The organism is Mucilaginibacter sp. UYP27 (assembly GCF_040547175.1).
Taxonomy (GTDB): Bacteria; Bacteroidota; Bacteroidia; order Sphingobacteriales; family Sphingobacteriaceae; genus Mucilaginibacter.
This window is the reverse complement of the sequence record NZ_JBEPPE010000001.1, coordinates 1,613,544-1,635,033: the sequence shown is the minus strand read 5'-3', so window position 1 is coordinate 1,635,033 and position 21,490 is coordinate 1,613,544. Positions and strand designations below refer to the sequence as shown.

18 protein-coding genes are annotated in these 21,490 nt (G+C 44.2%); 7 read left to right on the top strand and 11 right to left on the bottom strand.

From position 1 onward, the window contains the following. Positions 1-174 precede the first annotated feature (174 nt). Both ABIB39_RS07190 and ABIB39_RS07185 read left to right on the top strand, forming a co-directional pair. Complete coding sequence (locus tag ABIB39_RS07190; RefSeq protein WP_354428559.1) at positions 175-2,457, top strand: glycosyltransferase family 4 protein; 2,283 nt, start codon at positions 175-177, stop codon at positions 2,455-2,457. 3 nt (positions 2,458-2,460) lie between these two features. Next, a complete protein-coding gene (locus ABIB39_RS07185) occupies positions 2,461-3,468 on the top strand; it encodes a glycosyltransferase family 4 protein (RefSeq protein WP_354428558.1) in 1,008 nt (335 codons plus the stop codon). 126 nt (positions 3,469-3,594) lie between these two features. Here ABIB39_RS07185 and ABIB39_RS07180 read toward each other — a convergent pair whose 3' ends face one another. The 5 genes from ABIB39_RS07180 to ABIB39_RS07160 form a co-directional block, all read right to left on the bottom strand. Then, complete coding sequence (locus ABIB39_RS07180) at positions 3,595-5,064, bottom strand: glycoside hydrolase family 130 protein (RefSeq protein WP_354428557.1); 1,470 nt, start codon at positions 5,062-5,064, stop codon at positions 3,595-3,597. A 180-nt stretch (positions 5,065-5,244) separates the two neighbouring features. Then, positions 5,245-6,165 carry a DUF58 domain-containing protein gene (locus ABIB39_RS07175; protein ID WP_354428555.1) on the bottom strand — a complete coding sequence of 307 codons (921 nt, stop codon included), beginning with the start codon at positions 6,163-6,165 and terminating at the stop codon, positions 5,245-5,247. A gap of 24 nt (positions 6,166-6,189) precedes the next feature. After that, entirely contained in the window at positions 6,190-6,900 is a 711-nt protein-coding gene (locus ABIB39_RS07170) for a DUF2490 domain-containing protein (protein ID WP_354428553.1), read from the bottom strand. 171 nt (positions 6,901-7,071) lie between these two features. Next, entirely contained in the window at positions 7,072-8,094 is a 1,023-nt protein-coding gene (locus ABIB39_RS07165) for a lipid A deacylase (RefSeq protein WP_354428551.1), read from the bottom strand. 10 nt (positions 8,095-8,104) lie between these two features. Next, positions 8,105-9,823: an ArnT family glycosyltransferase gene (locus ABIB39_RS07160; protein WP_354428549.1), complete on the bottom strand. Its 1,719-nt coding sequence runs from the start codon at positions 9,821-9,823 to the stop codon at positions 8,105-8,107. A gap of 92 nt (positions 9,824-9,915) precedes the next feature. Between ABIB39_RS07160 and ABIB39_RS07155 the strand changes: the two genes are divergently transcribed. Further along, positions 9,916-10,368, top strand: a complete 453-nt coding sequence (locus tag ABIB39_RS07155) for a DinB family protein (protein ID WP_354428547.1) — start codon at positions 9,916-9,918, stop codon at positions 10,366-10,368. A 156-nt stretch (positions 10,369-10,524) separates the two neighbouring features. Here the strand turns inward: ABIB39_RS07155 and odhB are convergent, their stop codons facing one another. From odhB to ABIB39_RS07135, 4 genes are all read right to left on the bottom strand, one after another. Further along, positions 10,525-12,153, bottom strand: coding sequence for a 2-oxoglutarate dehydrogenase complex dihydrolipoyllysine-residue succinyltransferase (gene odhB / locus ABIB39_RS07150; RefSeq protein ID WP_354428546.1), 1,629 nt, complete (start codon positions 12,151-12,153; stop codon positions 10,525-10,527). A 107-nt stretch (positions 12,154-12,260) separates the two neighbouring features. Beyond that, on the bottom strand, positions 12,261-15,065 hold the full coding sequence (locus ABIB39_RS07145; RefSeq protein WP_354428544.1) for a 2-oxoglutarate dehydrogenase E1 component: 2,805 nt from the start codon (positions 15,063-15,065) through the stop codon (positions 12,261-12,263). Positions 15,066-15,336: 271 nt separating this feature from the next. Beyond that, entirely contained in the window at positions 15,337-16,641 is a 1,305-nt protein-coding gene (locus ABIB39_RS07140) for a DASH family cryptochrome (RefSeq protein WP_354428542.1), read from the bottom strand. 47 nt (positions 16,642-16,688) lie between these two features. Continuing rightward, entirely contained in the window at positions 16,689-16,826 is a 138-nt protein-coding gene (locus ABIB39_RS07135) for a DUF2256 domain-containing protein (RefSeq protein WP_354428540.1), read from the bottom strand. A gap of 43 nt (positions 16,827-16,869) precedes the next feature. On the opposite strand from ABIB39_RS07135, the gene ABIB39_RS07130 reads away from it, so the two are divergent. From ABIB39_RS07130 to ABIB39_RS07115, 4 genes are all read left to right on the top strand, one after another. Next, a complete protein-coding gene (locus ABIB39_RS07130) occupies positions 16,870-17,586 on the top strand; it encodes an SDR family NAD(P)-dependent oxidoreductase (protein ID WP_354428539.1) in 717 nt (238 codons plus the stop codon). 90 nt (positions 17,587-17,676) lie between these two features. Next, the gene (locus ABIB39_RS07125; protein WP_354428538.1) at positions 17,677-18,327 is read left to right on the top strand and encodes a TetR family transcriptional regulator C-terminal domain-containing protein; all 651 of its coding nucleotides are present in this window, start codon (positions 17,677-17,679) and stop codon (positions 18,325-18,327) included. A 45-nt stretch (positions 18,328-18,372) separates the two neighbouring features. Then, positions 18,373-19,083 (top strand): HAD family hydrolase, encoded by a 711-nt coding sequence (locus ABIB39_RS07120; protein ID WP_354428536.1) that lies wholly within the window; start codon positions 18,373-18,375, stop codon positions 19,081-19,083. A 1-nt stretch (position 19,084) separates the two neighbouring features. Continuing rightward, complete coding sequence (locus tag ABIB39_RS07115) at positions 19,085-20,413, top strand: ABC1 kinase family protein (protein WP_354428534.1); 1,329 nt, start codon at positions 19,085-19,087, stop codon at positions 20,411-20,413. 18 nt (positions 20,414-20,431) lie between these two features. On the opposite strand, the gene ABIB39_RS07110 is transcribed toward ABIB39_RS07115, so the two are convergent. Then, positions 20,432-20,644, bottom strand: coding sequence for a hypothetical protein (locus tag ABIB39_RS07110; RefSeq protein ID WP_354428533.1), 213 nt, complete (start codon positions 20,642-20,644; stop codon positions 20,432-20,434). A 186-nt stretch (positions 20,645-20,830) separates the two neighbouring features. Then, positions 20,831-21,052: a hypothetical protein gene (locus ABIB39_RS07105; protein ID WP_354428531.1), complete on the bottom strand. Its 222-nt coding sequence runs from the start codon at positions 21,050-21,052 to the stop codon at positions 20,831-20,833. Positions 21,053-21,490 lie beyond the last annotated feature (438 nt).

The window sequence follows — 21,490 nt, the reverse complement described above, 5'->3', positions numbered from 1 at the left end:
TTTATTGGTATAATTTATGCTTGTAGATACACACCTATACAAATTATGCCCTAAAGCTGTATAAACGCTTATCTTTGGCTTTATCGTTGCATACTTTTTGGGTCATAATGGTTTAATTCTCATTAATAAACAACCATTAACATATCAAAACGATAATAACATCTGCTATATAATATGAAAATCGCATACATATCTACCTATCCACCGCGCGAATGCGGCATCGCTACCTTCAATCATAATTTAATGAATGCCATCAACGCCAACTTCCCCGACAGGAAAGGCCCGCTTGACGGTGGCTTTGTGGTTGCACTTAACGATTCGGAAGACATGCAGGAGTACGAATACCCCTCTCATGTTAAATATGTTATTCGTCAAAACCATCAGAAAGATTATATCCGGGCAGCAAATTATATCAACACCAGCACAGCAGATGCCGTTATTTTAGAACATGAGTTCGGTATCTACGGCGGCGAAAGTGGCATCTATATTTTGCCGCTCATCAATCGTTTAGAAAAACCGCTTATCTCAATTCTGCATACTATATTAAAGGACCCAAGTTACGTACAGCGCATCATCATCCGCGAAATTGCCGAGCAATCGTCAAAGGTCATCGTGATGAGTAAACGTGCGGTTGAATTCCTGACTACCATTTACGATATCCCTGAAGATAAAATTCAAATTATAGAACATGGCGTGCCGGATTTGGAAGCACCGGAAGTTAACCCGGTTAAAAACTTAAGTCAGTTTAAAAGCCATCGTGTTTTGCTAACCTTTGGTTTGCTTAGCCGCAATAAAGGTTTAGAAACCGTAGTGAAAGCCCTGCCGAAAATTGTAGAAAAACACCCGGATGTGATGTATGTAGTGCTGGGCAACACCCACCCGGGCGTTATTAAGAACTCGGGTGAAGAATACCGCGATCACCTGAAAAGCCTTGCCGCGCAATTAAATGTATCAAAGCACCTGTCGTTCATTAATAAATTTGTGGCCGAGGATGAGTTGATAGATTACCTAACTGCCGCCGAGGTTTATGTTACCCCATACCTTAACGAAGCGCAAATAACAAGCGGTACGCTATCATACGCAGTAGGCGCGGGCGCCGCTGTGGTATCAACCCCCTACTGGCACGCTACCGAATTATTAGCTGATGGCCGTGGCCGATTGTTCGATTTTAAAAATGCCGACGCTTTAGCCGAGACGGTCAACGAATTGTTGGACGATGAGGAAGTACTTAACGACCTTAAATCAAACGCGTACGAATATGGCTTACACCTACGCTGGCCTGCTACCGGTGCCGAGTTTATCCGCGTAGCGCAAACAGCTGCAGCTAAACATGATTTTAGCGACAAAATATTAAAGAATAGCATTGTTGACCCGGAGATATTACCAAAATTTAGCCTTACACACGTAATGCGTTTAACTGATGATACCGGTATTGTGCAACATGCTAAATATGGGATCCCTAACTTAAAAGAAGGTTACTGTTTGGATGATAACTCGCGCGCATTAATTATGGCGCTGATGGCATACCAACGCAGTAAAAGCAATGACGCATTTAAGCTGCTGCCAATTTACCTGAGTTACATCCACTACATGCAAACAGATGATGGTAACTTCCGCAACTTTTTGAGTTTTAGCCGCCAGTATTTGGATGAGGTGGGTTCTGAGGATTCATTCGGCCGTACCATTTGGGCATTGGGCTATTTAATAAGCTGTGCGGCGAGTAACTCCTACCGCGAATTCGCGATGGAGATCTTCCACAAATCATACCCGCACTTTAGGGCATTAAAACACATTCGCGGGCAGGCAAATACCATTATCGGTATTTCCTTGTATCTACAGGCCTTCCCTACCGATGAAGGTATGGTTGAAGAACTGGTGCGCCTTACACAGCCGTTGATTGATGCTTACGAAACCACCCGCAGCGACGACTGGGAATGGTTTGAAGAAAGCATGACCTACGATAACGCTATACTTCCGTTGGCCCTTTTACATTCTTGTGAGATAACAGGTAACCAAAAAGCGAAGGAGATCGCGCTGAAGACAATGGCATTCCTCGATAAACTAACGCTATCAAACGGTTACTTAAGCCCGGTTGGTAACGAGGGTTGGTATCATCGTGGTGGCAAGTTCCCGGTTTATGACCAGCAGGCTATAGAAACTATGGCGATGGTGCTGATGCATTTCCAGGCATACCAAATCTTCCGCAAGCCACAATATATCGAGAAGATGTTCCTGAGCTATAAATGGTTTTTGGGCGAAAATTCGTTACGTGCACCGCTTTACGACCACGAAACTAAGGGCTGTTGCGATGGCTTGCTGCCAACAGGTATCAACCGTAACCAGGGTGCCGAAAGCACCTTGGCTTATATGATATCGCACCTTACTGTATTAAAAGCCTTTGAACTGGAATACGAGTACAACAAAATAGCCGATGACCAGCAGTTAAAAGTCTGCTAACCAATGAAAGCAGCGATATTAGCCCCCGTTGCCTGGCGCACACCGCCCAGGCATTATGGCCCCTGGGAACAGGTTGCATCCAACATAGCCGAAGGCCTAATTAAATTGGGCGTCGAAGTAACACTTTTTGCAACTGGGGATTCTATCACCGAAGGTAAATTGCAATCTATATGCAAGCAGGGTTACGAGGAAGACCGTACACAGGATGCCAAGGTTTTAGAATGCCTGCACATCAGCAACCTAATGGAGCAAGCGGATGATTTTGACATCATCCATAATAACTTTGATTTTTTACCGCTGAGTTATACCGGGTTGATAAAAACTCCGGTGATAACCACCATACACGGCTTTTCTTCGCCACGGATCATCCCGGTTTACAAGAAATATAATTCGCGCGGCCATTATGTGTCTATCAGCAACGCCGACCGCAGCGACGAATTGGATTATATCGCCACCGTGTATAATGGTTTGGATACTAAAGATTTTAAGTTTACCGAACAACCACAAGATTACCTGCTCTATTTTGGCCGCTTGCACCATGATAAGGGCCCTGTAGAAGCTATTGAAATAGCTAAAAAAGCGAATAAGAAATTGATCATGGCGGGCATCATTCAGGATGAGAATTATTTTAAGGAGAGGATAGAACCGCAACTTAACGACCAGGTCCAATACATTGGCCCCGCCGGCCCTGATAAACGCAACGAACTTTTGGGCAATGCCCTTGCCCTGTTGCACCCCATAAACTTTGCCGAACCTTTTGGCATGAGCGTGGCCGAATCCATGCTTTGCGGCACCCCGGTAATCGCCTTCAACAAAGGCTCGATGCCGGAACTGATCCAACATGAAAAGACTGGTTTTTTAGTGAATACGATTGATGAAGCTGTAGATGTAATAGGCCAGCTTGGCTCTATAAATCGCGCTTACTGCCGCGAGTGGGCAGGTTCACAATTCTCTAAAGAAAAAATGGCCAACGATTATTTTAAGCTGTATCAGCAGATATTGGACATTTAATTTCTTCATTGCGAGCGAGATCTACGCTCCTCCAATAAAATAAGTTCATAAAAAGAGCGATGAGATCTAATCTCATCGCTCTTTTTATATCGACAAAGGCAAAACCGTTTACCTTTCTCCTCAAAACTAATCTATTCCGTCTTCTTTAAACTTAGAAAGTAGCTCATCCAGGTCAACCTCGGCGAAGGATGTTGATGAATCGGAGATCCCGTAAGGGATAATGAGTTTATTGTTGTGGACAATGGCGCCGCAAGAATAAAGTACGTTGGGTACGTAACCTTCACGTTCGTCGCTGTTAGGAACAAGCAGGGGCTCTTTCAGGCGGCCTATCTCTACGGTAGGGTCATCCAACTTTAGCAGGCTCGCACCAAGCACATAGCGGCGCATAGGGCCTACACCGTGAGTAATCACTATCCAGCCGTCCTTAGTTTCTATCGGCGAGCCACAGTTACCTATCTGTACAAATTCCCAGGTAAACTTTGGTTTTTGCAGCAGGTCTGGTTTCTCCCAGATGTTGATCTTGTCCGAATACATGATGTAGTTGTTACATCCGTCAATACGGGAGATCATGGCATATTTGCCATTTATTTTCCGTGGGAACAGTGCCAGGTTCTTGTTTTGAGCACCTGCGCCATACAACGGCATAATTTTGAAATTGTAAAAATCGGTGGTTTGGAGCAGCTTCGGCATTATCAAAGAACCGTCGTATGCGGTGTAAGTAGCGTAATATACATAAGTACCATCTTCGTTATAAAACTTAACAAAGCGGGCATCCTCGATACCTTTACGCTCATATTCCGAGATCGGGAAGATAACCCGGTCGGAGATATCCGTATCAAGCGAGAAAACGATCTCGTAGTAAGAATCGGCAAGCCAAAGCACCTTATCGTACTCTAACCTCATGTTATCATCTTTCTGGATCTTTTGCGAATCGAGGATAATACGGCGGAGGTTCGAATACTCAAAGTGATGGTCAAGTTTTTCTTCCAGTTCCTTCAGTACACTAATATCTATCTGTGTTATAGCAGCCTTATCAAGAAATAACTTTTTATTGTAAACCGCGTTCCGCACAATCTCGGCTTCATCAATATAACTACCTGCCGGTAATACAGTTATTTGGTTGTTCTTATCAATCAATGCCCTGCGGAAGGTGATAGAAGAAATGTGCCCCTCGCCCACCGCCCTAAAGCTGATAATAACGCGGCGCTGCCCGTCTTCCATTTCGGTCTGATCCGGGTCTTCCACTATGGACGGGTTGAAAAACGCCGCCGACTCGATAGAATACTCGTGCGTAAAGTACGAACCAATTAACAGCTTGCGATACACGGTTAGCGTATCAAAATCGATCCCCAGTTCGGCAATAAGCGGCTTTAATTTGCTGCAGTGGCGGTTAAGTACGCGGGTAATATTACGGTGTCGTTTAGAATATTCTTGTAATAATGGAGAAACAATACCAAAGGCGGTTTCTTCGCTGATGCCCATTACACGCTCCAGGACTTCTTTAGCCCGATCATTACCATTAAAAAAAAAGCGCGCTATTACACGTTTTGGGTCGGGGTTTACTCTTATTGGTTTTCGTTCTACAGAAAGTCTCATACTAAAAATATGCGTTTATTCTTTAACACTACGCCTGCTAAATTGATTTGAGCAATTTCACAAACCTATTAAATGCTGTAACAATTACAGTTAACTCTTCAAATAACTGTTTTAATTTTCAAATCCAGCCATTTATTTAAAAAAAGGCTCATATACCAGACCGATAATCGGATCGATAGTTTAAATCATGCTATTTCTTTTGATGAGGTAGGTTTTCAGGATCTCGTTATAACCTTGTTCAATATCGGCATCAACCAGTTGTATATGGTGCTGCGCGCACTTTAATTCTAACTGGTGGCGGTATTCTTTTAGTGCAGACCGGTAACTATCGCGAATCTTATTTGGATGCACACGCACCTCGGTACCTGTCTCGATATCTACAAAATGGTGCGGGCGGTTATCAAAGTTAAAATCGAGTTCGTGCTGTTTGCTGGTAACGTTAAATATCACCACCTCGTGCTTTTTATATTTCAGGTGCTGAATGGCCGCGAAAAGCTGCTGCATTTTTTCCGGGTTGAGGCTGTTCTCCAGCATGTCGCTAAAGATGATCACCATTGACCGCTGGTGGATTTCGCCCGCAATATGGTGCAGCACTTGCGTAATATTAGTGGGGGTATTTTGCTTTGGGTTATCGTAAGCTTTCTCTAACTCGGCATACAGACGAAACATGTGGCTTGATGTCGACCTTGCCGGGCTCATCCAGTCCAGCTTATCAGAAAACAAACACAGCCCAAAGGCATCTCTTTGTTTCTTGAACAGGTACATTAGCGAAGCAATAGCGTAAACCGAAAATTGTAGCTTATTAACCCCGTCCGCCGGGAAATTCATGCTTGAGGAAGTATCAAGCAGCAGGTAACAGCGCAGGTTGGTTTCTTCCTCAAACTGTTTTACAAAAAGTTTATCGGTACGGGCAAGCAGTTTCCAATCGATATTTTTTACCGATTCGCCATTATTATAAAGCCTGTGCTCGGCAAACTCTACAGAAAAGCCGTGGAAAGGGCTTTGGTGCAAACCTGTAATAAAACCCTCAACCACTTGCCGGGCAAGCAGTTCCAGGTTGGCCAGCCGGCGGATATGTTGGTCGGTATTAAGCTGCGGCATAGTGCAAGTTAATAAACTAAACGTTTACAGCCTTGTATAAATTGCTGCCTGCAAAACATGGTTGAAGTAAGTAGCAGAGGCCTGCTGTACAAACTGGTTGAGGTAACCAAACTCGATATCGGCTTTTTTATGCAGGCGGTAACCCAGGGCTATGTAAGCACGGTTTTGGTCGAAGAAGTGCTTGTTTACCTTATGGTTGTTTTGCACATTGGCCATGATCTCGTTCTGCAAACCAAGGAACGCACCTTTTGTAAATGCATCCGTTTTTTTAAGTGGTACAACTGCGCGGGCAAAATAGCGCAGGCGCTGGGCAAAGTAATGGTCGTTTTTGGCGGTGGTGTTACCCAGGAAACGCTGCTCGAGCCTAAAGCGGTGCTGTAAGGTGGTAGCTTTGCTTATTTTGGTGTTGATGATCAATTGCTCCCAGATGCGGCTCTCGGGCCTGAAGGTTTCTACACCCGCCACTTTATTATTGGTGGCGACGTAGGCATAACCCACAGCGGCCATCTTATTTTTATCGAAGTAATAGTTTAACGATGGGCGAAGCAACACGTTCTGCAAGTAATCGTAATGGTTAGCCGATCTAAACTGCGCATCAAACGACATCCCCCATTTGTCAGAAAACTTTTGCGAATGGAACAACGCCGCCCAGCCGGAAAAACGATTATCCTGGGCGAAGAGTTTACAAGGAACTAATATGGTGATGAGTAAAAATGCAGTTAGTGCTTTTTTCATAGGAATGTGTGTAGAAGCGCTAAAATAAAAAAACAATGTCATTTCGAACGAGGTACGAGGAGAAATCTTATGCACGCGATAACTATGCGGGATACCAGGCGCAGAAGATTTCTCCTCGCCCCATCACATGTGCCATCACGCTCGTTCGAAATGACATTTTGTTGATTGTTCCTAATCCTTAAACTTCACCAAATTTTTCCTGCCGATATCATAGATCAAACGGAAAGCCTCCTGGTTGCTGCTGAAGCCGGGGGTGTTGTGCAGGCTAAATACAAACTGGCCTTTTAAGCCTTTGGCGATGAATGGCGTGTAAATAACATCTAAACGATTGTAGGTGCTTTTCTCGTAAAAAGCATCACCAAAAAGGATGCGGTGTCCGTCGCCTTTGTAAAATTCATCGAACAGGGCAAAACGTTTGTAACTTAAGTAAGCATTGGCAACAACCCCTTTAGGCTTCTGGAACCCGTCTAAACCCCTTGTACGCTCTAAAGACATCATCCCGCCAGCCTCAATACTTAACGAATCAAGAAACGTGCGGTGGCTCAGGTCTACACCCAACTTTACCTGGGCAGCGCCATTATCCTGGATATGGTCGTTAGGCAGCAACACCGTCGCCCCTGCATCATGCAGCAAAAAGAAATAATGCGCTATATAAAACGGGCTTTTTAATGATGGTTGGTACTTACCCGAAAACCCGAACAGGAACTGCTCCCTATCGGTATTGGTTTGGCGGCTCACCCAGTCAATCCAAACAGTTTCGGTAACATGTTTACTTTTAAATCGCGTGAGCAAACCCTCTATATTTGGGCGAAAGTAACGTAAAGTATCGTTCAACATCGATCTTGGGTAATCGGTCAATAAACCCTCACGACTAAATGCACCTGCATTAAACAACCAGTTCTTACCCGTGTAACTGTAGTATGCTATTGGGTTTACACGAACAAAAAACGGGTTGCCGCCAAACTCGTGCAGGGCGTTGGCACCAAAAATAAAGTGGTTGTTACTGTCGATATTAAAACCAACATCAGCTGCAATGCGCACTCCCGAGTAGGTGCGTGAGCGTGCTACAAAATCTTTGTATTCGCGGTTATCAAAAAAGCTCATCCCGTTCAGGTGGAAATCTACATTTTGGGCTTTAGCTGCCCCTGCTAATAATGTGGTTATAAATAAGGCAAAGTATATCTTTCTGATCATGCTGTATCGGTTATTCAACTATAAATTTTATTATGCCGCTGTTCCTGCTGCCCGTAAATGGCTGGGTGCGCAGGGAAAAGAACAGGTCGTAAGTCCCTTTTTCAGTCGGTGCTGTTGCTGTTACTTTATAACGGGCAGTTTGGCCTTTTTGCAGGGCAATATTATTAAAAGAACTATCGGCCTGCTGGATGCTTACCGGCGTTGTGTGTGTAAAAAAGCAGGTTTCTAACACCACGGGGTGCTTGTAACCAACGTTGGTAAAATTAACCGCAAACGCGTAAGGGTTGGTTATAGAAAGGTCAAATTTGATTTTTTGCGCCTGCCTGGCAGTAATGGTAGTTTTACCAGCATCGATGACTATTTTCTGGTATGTTCGGAAATCATCAACCCAGCCACCATACCAGGTACCAGCCTCGTTTTGGATGGTATCGGTAACCACGCCCTTGTTGTAATAATTAAGCACCAGGTAAACACGCTTGCGCTGCATGCTGTCCTCAATTGGCCAAATGCTGAACTGTGTGCGGCGGTAATCGCGGGCATCATAACTGAGGCCTTTGGTGGTGTTATTATAAAAATCGTATTTGCTCGGGTTTTGGAAACCTTCGCTGAAAACCACGTAGCTATCGCCAGCTTTCTGTTTTATTTTAAGCGCCCAATCTTTAAATCCGTAATAACTGCGCAATTGTAAAGGCTTTTTAAGGATGGCAGGGCCAAACATAATACCTACCCTTAATCCCACAATAAATACAATATTGATAATGGCAACGATGCTTAACCATTTATAAGGCTTGTTTTGCTTAGTGATATAGATCAGCGCCAGCATCACCAGGGGGACGAAAGCAATCAGCGTCCAATGGGCTTCTACCCCGCCTTTTATAGTATTTAGTAAAAAGAAAATGAATGTACCGGCGGCATTTACAATTAGTGTGCGGATGAATACATTGGTAATGCGGTTCCTGAAAGCGGCATAAAAAACAAACCAGCCAATAAGCGGGCCGCCCATTGCCAGCTGCGCGGGGATGTAATCGCCAATGCGGGCAAAACTATAATCGGAACCATTGCGCTCGAATAAATGGTATTTTACGGATGGGTAACCGTGGCTAACCTGCCACCAGATATGCGGGATAAACAACACTATTGACCCAATCACCACTAACCAAAACGACTTCCGTTTTAACAGCGATATATTTGACGCCAGCGTAAATACGATGAGTAATACACCGTGATATTTACTATATAAAAGGCAGGCGATGATCAGCGCTAAGAGCAAAGCGTATTTTAAACTATCATCCTCCAAATATTTTTTGTACACGTAATAAAACAGCACGGTGAATAAAAACAACGGTACATCCGGCGTGGTGGTAAACCCATAGATATGGAAGATAAATAGCCCGGATACCAATAGGATAAACCATTTGGCTTTTACACCGTATTGCTTCACTATTAGCCACATTACATAGATGCATACGCTGTTACTTAATATCGTAAGTATGCGGGTACCGAACTCGTTATGGAACAGACTGTAACCTGCCTTTATAAACAAGGCCACCATAGGCGGATGATCGAAATATCCCCAATCTAAAAAACGGGAATAAATCCAATAGTAGGCTTCATCTGCATGGATCTCTAAGGTGTAGGCTTGTATGGTGTTCAGCAGCGTCCAGCACAGTAGAAAATACCAGATGGGTTTGTTGGACTGGATAGCGTTGTTTGCCGTAGTTGCCTGCATTGTTGCAAAGGTAAAATAAAAGCAGCAAGCACGATACGCCAAATCAGCAGGATTATTTTAGATTTGAGCTCATAAAAACTAACACCCATACCATGCTTGATAAACAATTGGAATTTATCCGCCAGCCGCGCCTGATGATCCTGAATACACTAAAAGATTTTACGCTCGAGCAATTGAACACCATCCCTCCCGGCTTCAACAATAATATCGCCTGGAACCTTGGGCATATGTTAGCCGCGCAACTGGGTATATGGTACAAACGCGCAGGACTGGATGTAGACGAACCTTTTTACCAGCTATACAAACCCGACAGCAAACCGGAAGGCCCAATAACGCAAGAAGAATTAGACGAAATTAAATTAAGACTAATCACCAGCCTTGATGATTTTGAGAAAGATTACGCCGCCAACATCTTCGCCAACTACCCTACCTGGACCACCCGCTATGGCGCGGTAGTTAGCAGTATTGATGAAGCCATCGCCTTTTTACCCTTCCACGAAGGGTTACATATTGGGTATATGATGAGTTTAAGGAAGTTGGTGTGAGACCCTCCTCTCGAAGCTGTCATGCTGAGCGATAGCGAAGCATCTATAGCCTACTGCAAGGTGTATATTAGATCCTTCGCTATCGCTCAGGATGACAATTTATATTTAAACAAAAAAGCCCCAATAAATTGAGGCTTTTTTGTTTAAAAACTATCGTTACACGCCTAACAGTAACCTCGCCGGGTCTTCCAACAGTTGTTTTACACGTACCAGGAAGCTTACCGATTCGCGACCGTCAATAATGCGGTGATCGTAAGAAAGGGCCAGGTACATCATCGGGCGGATAACCACTTGTCCGTTTACGGCAACCGGGCGCTCTATAATGTTGTGCATACCTAAAATAGCCGATTGTGGCGAGTTGATGATAGGTGTAGACATCATTGAACCAAACACCCCACCGTTGGTGATCGTGAAGGTACCGCCGGTCATTTCTTCTAAGGTCAGCTTGCTTTCGCGGGCTTTACCTGCTAAAACAACAATCGCTTTTTCAATTTCGGCAAGGCTCATGCTCTCCGCGTTGCGGATAACCGGCACTACTAAACCTTTTGGCGCAGAAACCGCGATAGAAATATCAGCAAAGTTGCTGTAAACCACTTCTTCGCCTTCTATACGGGCACCAACTGCAGGCCATTCTTTCAAGGCCTCGGTAACCGCTTTGGTGAAGAACGACATAAAGCCTAAGCCAACGCCATGTTTCTCTTTAAATTTATCTTTGTATTTGCCACGCAGTTCCATAATCGGCTGCATATCCACTTCGTTAAAAGTGGTAAGCATGGCAGTTTCGTTTTTAACGGCCACCAAACGCTTGGCAACTGTTTTACGCAACGACGACATCTTTTCCCTACGGTCGCTTCTTGGGCCCTGCGGCGTGGTCGGGGCAGCAGGTGCAGCTGCGGCTAGTTTGGCAGCAGGAGCAGCAGCAGGTTGGTTATGCGCGTTTAGGGCATCACCTTTGGTAATGCGGCCATCTACTCCTGTACCATTCACTGATGTGGTCTCAACACCTTTTTCGGCTAATATTTTGGCAGCAGCAGGCGATGGTGTGCCCGATGCGTAAGTTGTTCCTTTTGACGGGGCAGCCTGTGGTGATTCGTTCACCTTATCGGCTACGGCCGGGGTAACCGGTGAAGCAGCAGGTGCCGAAGCGCCGCCACCTTCAATAGTACAAACTACCGCCCCAATGGCTAAGGTATCGCCTTCTTTAGCTATGGTTTTTAACGTACCCGCTTTTTCGGCAGTAAGTTCAAAAGTTGCTTTGTCAGATTCCAGTTCGGCAATGGCTTCGTCCATTTCAACGGCATCGCCGTCTTTCTTCATCCAGCGTGATAAAGTCACCTCGGTGATAGATTCGCCAACGGGTGGTACTTTTATCTCTAATGATGACGAACCACCTTGCACAGGCGCCGGAGTTGAACCACTTTGATCTGGTGCCGGTGCGTAACCGTTAGCAGGTACTTCAGGACTTACCGCCGTACCCGGCTCTTCCGTTTTAGCAGTTACAGGTGTGGCAGCAGGTGCTTTATCAGCAGCTACCGCAGGCGCAGCAGCGCCGCCATCTTCAATACTGGCTACAACCGCGCCAATAGCTAATGTATCGCCTTCGGCTGCAACAATTTTTAAAGTCCCGGCTTTTTCAGCAGTAAGCTCAAAAGTTGCCTTGTCTGATTCCAACTCGGCTATCACTTCGTCCATTTCTACCTGGTCGCCATCCTTTTTCTTCCAGGCTGACAGGGTTACTTCGGTAATGGATTCGCCTACCGGCGGAACTTTTATTTCTAAACTCATATTGGTAAATAGTTGTAGTTTTTATTTTTTGGAACGAGGACTTGAGTGCGTGGTGCGGTTTTGATTAGCTATTACGCTCTTCGCTCTCATCACCGGCAACATCAGTATCAATCTGCCCCTGCGTTAGCCATTTTCTCTGTTGTTTTTTTGATGGTTTCTTTAACCGCTTTGCCTGCAGGTGCTTCAAACGCTTTTGACACGATATGCAGCTGTTGCGCGGCATGTTGTTTGGCAAAACCGGTGGCTGTGCTGCTCCCCTCTAAACGAGAGATCACATTCAGGTTCATCAATTTGTCATTATGGAACTTGCGGCAAATATATGGCCACGCGCCCATGTTTTCCGGCTCTTCCTGCACCCAGATAAATTCGGTGGCCTTATCGTATTTAGCTTTTATTTTCAGGATCTGTTGTATCGGGGTTGGGTATAACTGCTCCACGCGTACAATGGCAACATCCTTACGTTTATCTGTCTGTTGTTTCTCTAACAGATCATAATAAACCTTACCGGTACAAAGCAATACGCGTTTTACTTTTTTAGCGTCAACGTAGTTGTCGTCTATCAGCTCGTAAAATTTACCATCGGTAAAATCGGCCATCGGCGACACACAGTTAGGGCTGCGCAATAAACTTTTTGGTGTAAAGATGATGAGCGGTTTACGGAAACTGCGTTTCATCTGCCTCCGTAATATATGGAAGAAGTTTGCAGGCGTAGTACAGTTAGCCACCTGGATGTTATCGTCCGCGCAAAGCTCTAAAAAACGCTCCACACGTGCCGATGAATGCTCAGGGCCCTGGCCTTCGTAACCGTGCGGCAATAGCATTACCAAACCGTTACCGCGCTGCCATTTTGTTTCGGCACTGGCAATGTACTGGTCAACAATGATCTGTGCACCGTTAAAGAAATCGCCAAATTGGGCTTCCCAAATAGTTAAGGCATTAGGGTTAGCCAAAGCATAACCATATTCGAAACCTAACACACCATACTCGGACAGCAGCGAGTTAAATATGCTCAGTTTTGCCTGGGTGTCGATAGTTTCCAGCGGGGTGTATTCATCCTCAGAATCGGCCAGGGTTAATACCGCGTGGCGATGCGAGAACGTACCGCGTTTAACATCTTCACCACTCAACCTTACCGGGAAACCATCTTTCAATAATGTACCATAAGCAAGCAGCTCGCCCATTGCCCAATCGAATACGCCGGTTTTGTTAACCATAGCATTACGGTCCTGGAACAATTTCTCAATTTTCTTGAAGAACTGTTTACCTGTTGGCAAAACCGTCAGTTTATTACCAATTTCGATAATGCTTTCTTTGCTTACCGATGTATCAATCGCGCTGATCAGTTCGCTGTGGTTAGCTAAGTGCAGGCCACTCCAAGCGCCTTCAAACATTGGGATGGTATCGGTAAACCTATCCGAAGCCTTGGCGTCGTCGAGCATTTTCTGTAATTCGCCGCGGAAATCTTTCTCCAGTGTTTTCACATACTTATCGTCTATAGTGCCTTCCGTTATGAGTTTTTTGCTGTAGATCTGTAGCGGGTTAGGGTGCGCTTCAATAGCTTTGTACAACACCGGCTGGGTAAACTTAGGCTCATCCGCCTCATTGTGGCCATAACGGCGGTAACAAAGAATATCGATAAACACATCCTCGTTAAACACCTGGCGGTATTCCATTGCCAGGTTTACAACGTAAACCAATGCTTCAACATCGTCACCGTTTACGTGGAACACAGGCGAAAGCACTGTTTTTGCAACATCGGTACAGTAAGTACTAGAACGCGCATCTTTATAGTTGGTGGTAAAACCTATCTGATTGTTGATCACCAGGTGAATGGTACCACCGGTGCGGTAACCGTCCAGTTTTTCCATCTGTAAAACCTCGTAAACAATTCCTTGCCCGGCTACAGATGCGTCACCATGTATTAATATAGGGGCTATCTTTGAATGATCGCCATTGTATTTAAAATCAATTTTTGAACGCGTGATACCTTCCACAACCGGGTCAACCGCCTCTAGGTGCGATGGGTTGGGGCAAAGGCTCAGGTGTACTTTTTTACCTTGTTTGGTCTCGATATCTGTCGAGTAACCCAGGTGGTATTTAACGTCGCCGCCAAAAGGTGATTCTGAATCGAAATTTTTGCCTTCAAACTCAGTGAACACTTCCTGGTAGGTTTTCTCCATTATATTGGTAAGCACGTTCAACCGACCGCGGTGGGCCATACCGATGATGAATTCCTCTAAACCCAATTCAGATCCTTTTGTAATAACCGAATCAAGCGCGGGAATCAAAGCCTCGGCACCTTCTAACGAGAAACGTTTTTGTCCCAGGAATTTGGTACCTAAAAAGTTTTCAAACACTACCGCTTCGTTTAGCTTGGCAAGCATTTGCTTTTTCTCGTCGGCATTAAAGCTTGGGGTATTGCGCTTGGTTTCCATCCTGTCCTCAAACCACTTTAGTTTTATAGGGTTACGGATGTAAGTATATTCGGCACCAATGGCCTGGCAATAGGTTTGTTCTAATAACCCGCGGATATCCCGCAACTTGGCGGGGCCTAAGCCAACTTCAACACCTGCATTAAATACGGTGTCCATGTCGGCTTCGCTTAAGCCAAAAGTTTCTAATTCTTTACCCGGAAAGTACTTGCGGCGTTCGCGCACGGGGTTTGTTTTAGTGAATAAATGGCCACGTGTACGGTATCCATTTATCATGTTCATCACATTGATCTCTTTTAGCAAATTTTCCGGCGTGGCAACTGACGCTGCAGGTGCTGCCTGGTTATCCTTACCAAAATCGAAGCCTTCAAAAAACTTTTGCCAGCCAAAATCTATCGACTCGGGGTCTTGTTTATAAGCTTCGTAAAGGGTATCAATGTAAGCGGCGTTAGCGTTATTTATATAATTTAGGCGATCCATGAGCAACCAATGTTTTGAAACGGTAGCAAAATTAAGCATTATACATCCAAATGCTGAAAATATATGCAATTAGTTTAAGATAAAATCTCCAAAAAAAACTAACCGGTATGTTTTGAACCCGTACGGAGAATTTTACGCGCAAAATAGCGCAGATAGGACGCCCCTTCAAGCAATATTGCAAGTAGCCCTATAATTATAGTGAATTGTTCAAAAGGGTTCATAATATTTATACGATATATCATGCCAATTGTTGCGTAATACGCCTGTAATATTAGGCTTTAACAGGGTATGCCGCGGCAGGGAGCCACGTATCAATATAATCGCTTTTGCTATCCAGCTGGTCTGTTGATTTGGCGGCGTTAAAAAAACGGTTGCCTTTAATATCGTTGCCTACGCCTGCAACAAAGGCCCAATTACCCCAGTTACTTGCCGGCGAATAGTCTATCAGTTTCTCTTCAAAATACAGGGCACCTTTTGTCCAGTCTACCTGTAACTCCTTAGTTAAATAGTTTGCAACAGCCTGCCTGCTGTAATTGGTAATATAACCCGTAGCATTCAGCTGATGCATGGCTGCGTCGATAAATGGGACCCCGGTTTCGCCATTTTTCCATTTTTCAAAGAGTTCGTCCTGATTATCGGCAGTATCCGGAACATCGCCAAAACCCTCCGACCTGAAAAATTCTTGCCCGTGCTTTTTAAACATAAAGCGGAAGTAATCCCTCCACAAAAGTTCCAGCATTATCGGGTCGGTATTGGTGAGGTGGCGGTCGCGGTGATAGTTAACAACTTCCCAGTAAACCTGCCTTGGGGAGATACAACCAACCGCTAACCATGGGCCTAATCCCGATGAATTGCAGTCGGCAGTACGCACCGCCTTGCCCTGGTTTTGGATGCAATTTTCAAGATAAGCATGCAATTGTTTTATCGCTGCAGTTTCGCCACCGGTAAACTTTTCAGTAGCACGGGCATCGTCAATGGGTTCGGGTACGCCCAGGTCTGCAAGTGTAGTCAACTCGCCCGCCTCAGTAATTTCGGGTACAATAATTTGCTCCGGACTAACCACACTTGGCCTTACCGTGCTATCACGTTCAACCTTCTTTTTAAAGGTTACAAAGCTGTCCGGGATATCTTTTATGGGGAATGGCAGGTCTTCCTTATGGTACATGGTATGCCCGATGAAATGCTTCAGATTGAGCTTCATTTTCCATAAGGCGGCCTCCACCCTTTCAGATACATCGGTTTCATCGGGTGCAACTTCGCGGTGATGGTACACTTCGCTTACCTGGTATTCCTCGGCTAATTGGGTAAGCACCTCGGCAGGGTCGCCGGTGCGGATGATGAGATCGGCACCAAAAGCTTGCAGGTTTTTCTTAAGATCGGCAACGGCTTCTAACAGGAAACGCGCACGAAAACTGCCCGTTTTTTGCGCGCCTAAAGCACTGGTTTTAAAGTAGAATGGGTCAAAAATATATACGGGCAATACTCGGTCGGCACGGCGCACGGCTTCGGATAATATTTCATTATCATGTATGCGCAGATCATTCCTAAACCAAACCAGTATAACTTTATCACTCATATGAACAACTAATCTAAACTTATTTAGATTGATTACAAAAATGGTAATTATTTATTTCCCTTGCACCGTTCGCTGCAATATTTGACATCATCCCAACATTTTGCCCATTTTTTTCGCCACGTAAACGGCCGTTTACACACCGGGCAAAGCTTTGCAGGGAGGTTTTCTTTCAATGTTCTGGCCATATTATCAAGATAACAAATAGCAACGATTACTGTTATACTATATATGAGTTTAAAAAATAAAAATGTTGTTGTGGTGGGTGGCAGCAGTGGTATAGGCCTGGCATTGGTAAAGCATTTGGCAATACAGGGAGCAAACATATTTAACATATCGCGTAACCCCGCAAATGACTGGCCTGAGGGTGTAACGCATATCCAGGCAGATGTTTTGGGTGATTTGAGTAGTATTGAGAACCGGTTACCGCAAGTAATTCATGGGTTAGTTTACTCGGTAGGAAGCATCAACCTAAAACCATTTCAGCGCCTGACAAAAGATGATTTTTTAAACGATTATAAACTGAATGTAATGGGTGCTGCCGAGATCATCAGGCTAAGCCTTAAGGCTTTGAAGGGTGCCGGTGGCGCAAGTATCGTGCTTTATAGTTCCGTAGCGGCAAAAGCGGGGTTACCGTTCCACGCAAGTATCGCGGCGGCAAAAGGCGCGATAGAAGGGTTGACACTCTCATTAGCGGCCGAGTTCTCTTCAAACCAGATCCGGGTTAACGCCATTGCGCCGTCATTAACCGATACGCCACTCGCTAAAAACCTGCTAAGCACTGATGAAAAACGTGAGGCATCAGCCAAAAGGCACCCGCTTGGTAAAATTGGCACACCGGATGATATTGCCCTTGCAACCCAGTTTTTATTGAGCGACCACAGCGGCTGGCTTACCGGACAGATCATCGGTATAGACGGTGGCCTTGGTAACTTAAGGCCACTGTAAAATATGGTTGTAAATCAACCGTTAAATTATAGATAAGAATGACAAATGAGATTGAGATTATCCTTAATTTTATAGTGTAAAACCAATATTATGGCAACAACAGAAAGCATCCAAACAGCGTATATAGATTATGTATTGACCGAAGGCCAACAGCCAAAATCGGTTTATGTATTTGCTAAAAAGAATGAAATGGCCGAGGAAGAATTTTACCGTTTCTTTGGATCATTCGACGCGGTTGAACAAAGCGTATGGGCAGATCTTGTCCTAAAAACCTTAAGTGAAGTGCGTGCGCAGGAAATTTGGGCGCAATATTCATCGCGCGAGAAAGCACTATCTTTTTTCTACAGCTTTTTCGAGCTGTTGAAAAGCAACCGCAGCTTTGCCGTTTACAGCATAAGAAAGCATCGCAGCTTAGGTACGCCAAAGGTATTGGAGCCAACCAAAGAGATTTTTGAAAACTTTGCGGAAACCATTTTGAATGAAGGCATAGAAAGCCAGGAACTAAGCGACCGTAAATTTTTCAGCAAGCGCTATAAAGATGCCCTTTGGGTACAGTTTGGTTTCGTGCTAAATTTCTGGGTAAAAGATAATTCTACCGGATTTGAAAGGACGGATGAAGCTATCGAAAAAGGTGTTAACGTAACTTTCGATTTGTTCCAACGCTCGCCGATAGATAACCTGTTTGAGTACGGTAAGTTTTTAGCAAAGAATGGCGGGTTAAAGGAGAAGATGGGGTTTTAATAAGCCCACCCAAACCCTCCCCGAAAGGAGGGCTTATAAATACAAATGAACAATAATAATAATAAAGTCTCCCCTATTGGGGGAGATTTAGAGGGGATTGCCGCCATATTCGATATGGATGGCACGTTGATAGACAATACGCCCTACCACTACCAAGCCTGGCAGCAGCTTTTTAAAAAGTATGATATGCCCGATTTGAGCAGAGAAACTTACCTGAGTGGCATTAGTGGTGTCCCCATTTTAAATACCTTGAAAAAGTATTTTGGCGAGGAGACAAATGAGGCGAAAATGCAGCAACTTATTAAAGAAAAAAAGGACTTTTATGAGCAAGCTTTTAAGCCTTTTTTACTACCAATAAACGGCCTTGAAACGTTTTTAACCGACCTCCAAAACGCTGGTGTTAAGATGGCTTTGGCTACATCATCAAATATGGATGATGTGGAATTTATATTCGGCACGATACCTATCCGCAAATACTTTGATGCCATAATTATCGGCAGTATGGTAAACGAGCCTAAACCTTCACCACTGATTTTTTTAAAGGCTGCCGAACATTTAAATACCCGCCCCGAAAAATGTGCGGTGTTTGAAGATTCAATTTCGGGCCTAAAGGCTGGCCGCAACGCGGGTATGAAGGTGGTAGGTATTACCACGGCGCATCCAGCAGAAACCGTTACCAAATTGGCCGAACTGGTAATTAATGATTATGCCGACATAGATCTGCATAAGATGGCCGCACTATTTGAGAAAGATTAACATGAGCGAGAATACCTCTAACGAACAAAACAGCATCCCCACCAGCAAGGTTGAACGCAGCGCCAAGTTTGTAAAAACAGGCTTCAAAATTGGTGGTAACTATATTAAGCATTACTCTAAAAAACTTTTCAACCCCGAGTTGGATAAATCGCAGTTGAATGAGGATAATGCTACAGACATCTACCAATCGCTTAGCGAACTTAAAGGCAGCGCGCTTAAAGTAGCGCAGATGCTAAGCATGGATAAAAACCTGCTGCCGCAGGCATACGTGGATAAATTCACGCAGTCGCAGTATAACGCACCACCTTTATCGGGGCCGCTTATTGTACAAACGTTTAAGAAATACTTTGGCAAAAACCCCGACCAGATCTACGATAAATTCAACATCCGATCTACCAACGCCGCATCTATAGGCCAGGTGCACCAAGCAGAACTGAATGGTAAAAAATTAGCGGTAAAAATTCAATACCCGGGCGTGGGTGATTCTATCTCATCTGATCTGAAACTGGTAAAGCCATTTGCATTCCGGATGCTGGGCATGAGCGAGAAGGAACTTAACGTTTATATGAGCGAGGTAGAAGAACGTCTGTTAGAAGAAACAGATTACAAACTGGAGGTACGCCGCTCTATCGAATTTTCTATAGCCTGCAAAAATCTTAACAATGTTGTGTTCCCGGGGTACTATCCCGACCTCTCCAGCAAACGCATCATCACTATGGATTGGCTGGAAGGGCAGCATTTAAAAGAGTTTTTAGCTACCAATCCTTCCCAAGAACTACGCGACCAAATAGGCCAGGCGCTTTGGGATTTTTACAATTACCAGCAGCACGAACTGCGCGCCGTACATGCCGACCCCCACCCAGGCAATTTCCTGATAACCCCTGAGGGTAAATTGGGTTGTATCGACTTTGGCTGTATTAAAGTAATGCCCGATGATTTTTACTATCCGTTCTTCGCGCTTACTTCGACAGACCTATTCGAAAATAAGGAAGAAACTATCAAAGCGTTCAGGAAACTGGAAATGATATTGCCTAACGATACCCCGGCGCAGATCGACTTTTATCACAATATGTTTAAACAAATGATAAGCCTGTTTGCCAAGCCATACATCACCAACACATTTGATTTTGGTAAGAAAGAGTTTTTTGACGATCTGTTTGGTTTCGGCGAAAAAGTTGCTAAAATGCCCGAGTTTAAACAGGCACGTGGTGTTAAACATTTCATCTATGTAAACCGTACCAACTTTGGCTTGTACAATATTTTGCACGAGTTACAAGCACGCGTAAACACAGCTTCTTATAAACCACATATAGAGGAATTAGCCGGCTAAATAGAATTATAAAGGGAATTAAATAAACGTAATAACTACCCCAAGCGAAAGGCAGGCTGTTGATACCCAAGCAACATTTGCACGCAGGTACCAAGTCTCAATTTCAGCAATTCGGCCGGTGCCGATGTAAGAGTTTGAGCGGTGGCGGCAATACACGCCAAATGCGATCAGCAAAACAAAAACAACACAGAAAAAGCAAATAATTAATCGTTGAAAATCTTGTGTTAACATAGTTTTAATTCAGCAAGGGTTATTTGTTCATCTAATATGATAACAAAGAGGCAAAACTTTATAGTTAGCTATTACCAACTTAACAAACCCTTACAGTATCTATACGGGTATTACACGGCAAGGGTTACGTATCATAATATATAGCGGCGGGAAATATTAAACTAATGGGGGAATTTTAGCAACTTTTTATTCTTCGATAATAATTTGTGCTACGATGATCAAAGAAAGTATAATGCTTATTGCCCAACTTATAGACGCCTTTGCAGACCACGACTGTATATCGGTTACGCGGCCACTACCTAAATAAGACTGGTATTTTTTACGGCTGTAGATACCATAACCAGCAGCACAAACAACTAATGTTGCCAGCAAGCAAATTACGATGAGCCGAAAATTAAGATTTAACATCTGGTTTATAACTATACGCTAACTACATAAACGTCAACCAGCTGCACTTAGATTTGCGTGCAACCGTTACCTTTAAAAAAATCAAACTCCAATAAGCTATAATATATCGCCGGCATATATTGCCGGGTAAATAATTGGTCTAATCAAGAAGGAACGGTGTTACCGCAGCAAATGAAATAACAAAGGTCGCTATCCAGCTTAGGGTGGCCCTCATGGACCAATCCTGAACATCTGTTAACCTGCCCGTGTTTGCAAACGAACGTGCCTTGCTTTGGCAATAAACAGCATAAGCTGCCAATAAAACAACAATAGTAACTGTACTACAAATCAAAATCAATTTAAAACTGTGCGTAAACATCTCTCTATATACTTTTTCTTAATATATACTTAACATTGGTATGCCATAAAAAGTTTACACGGCTTGATATTTTTTTAATA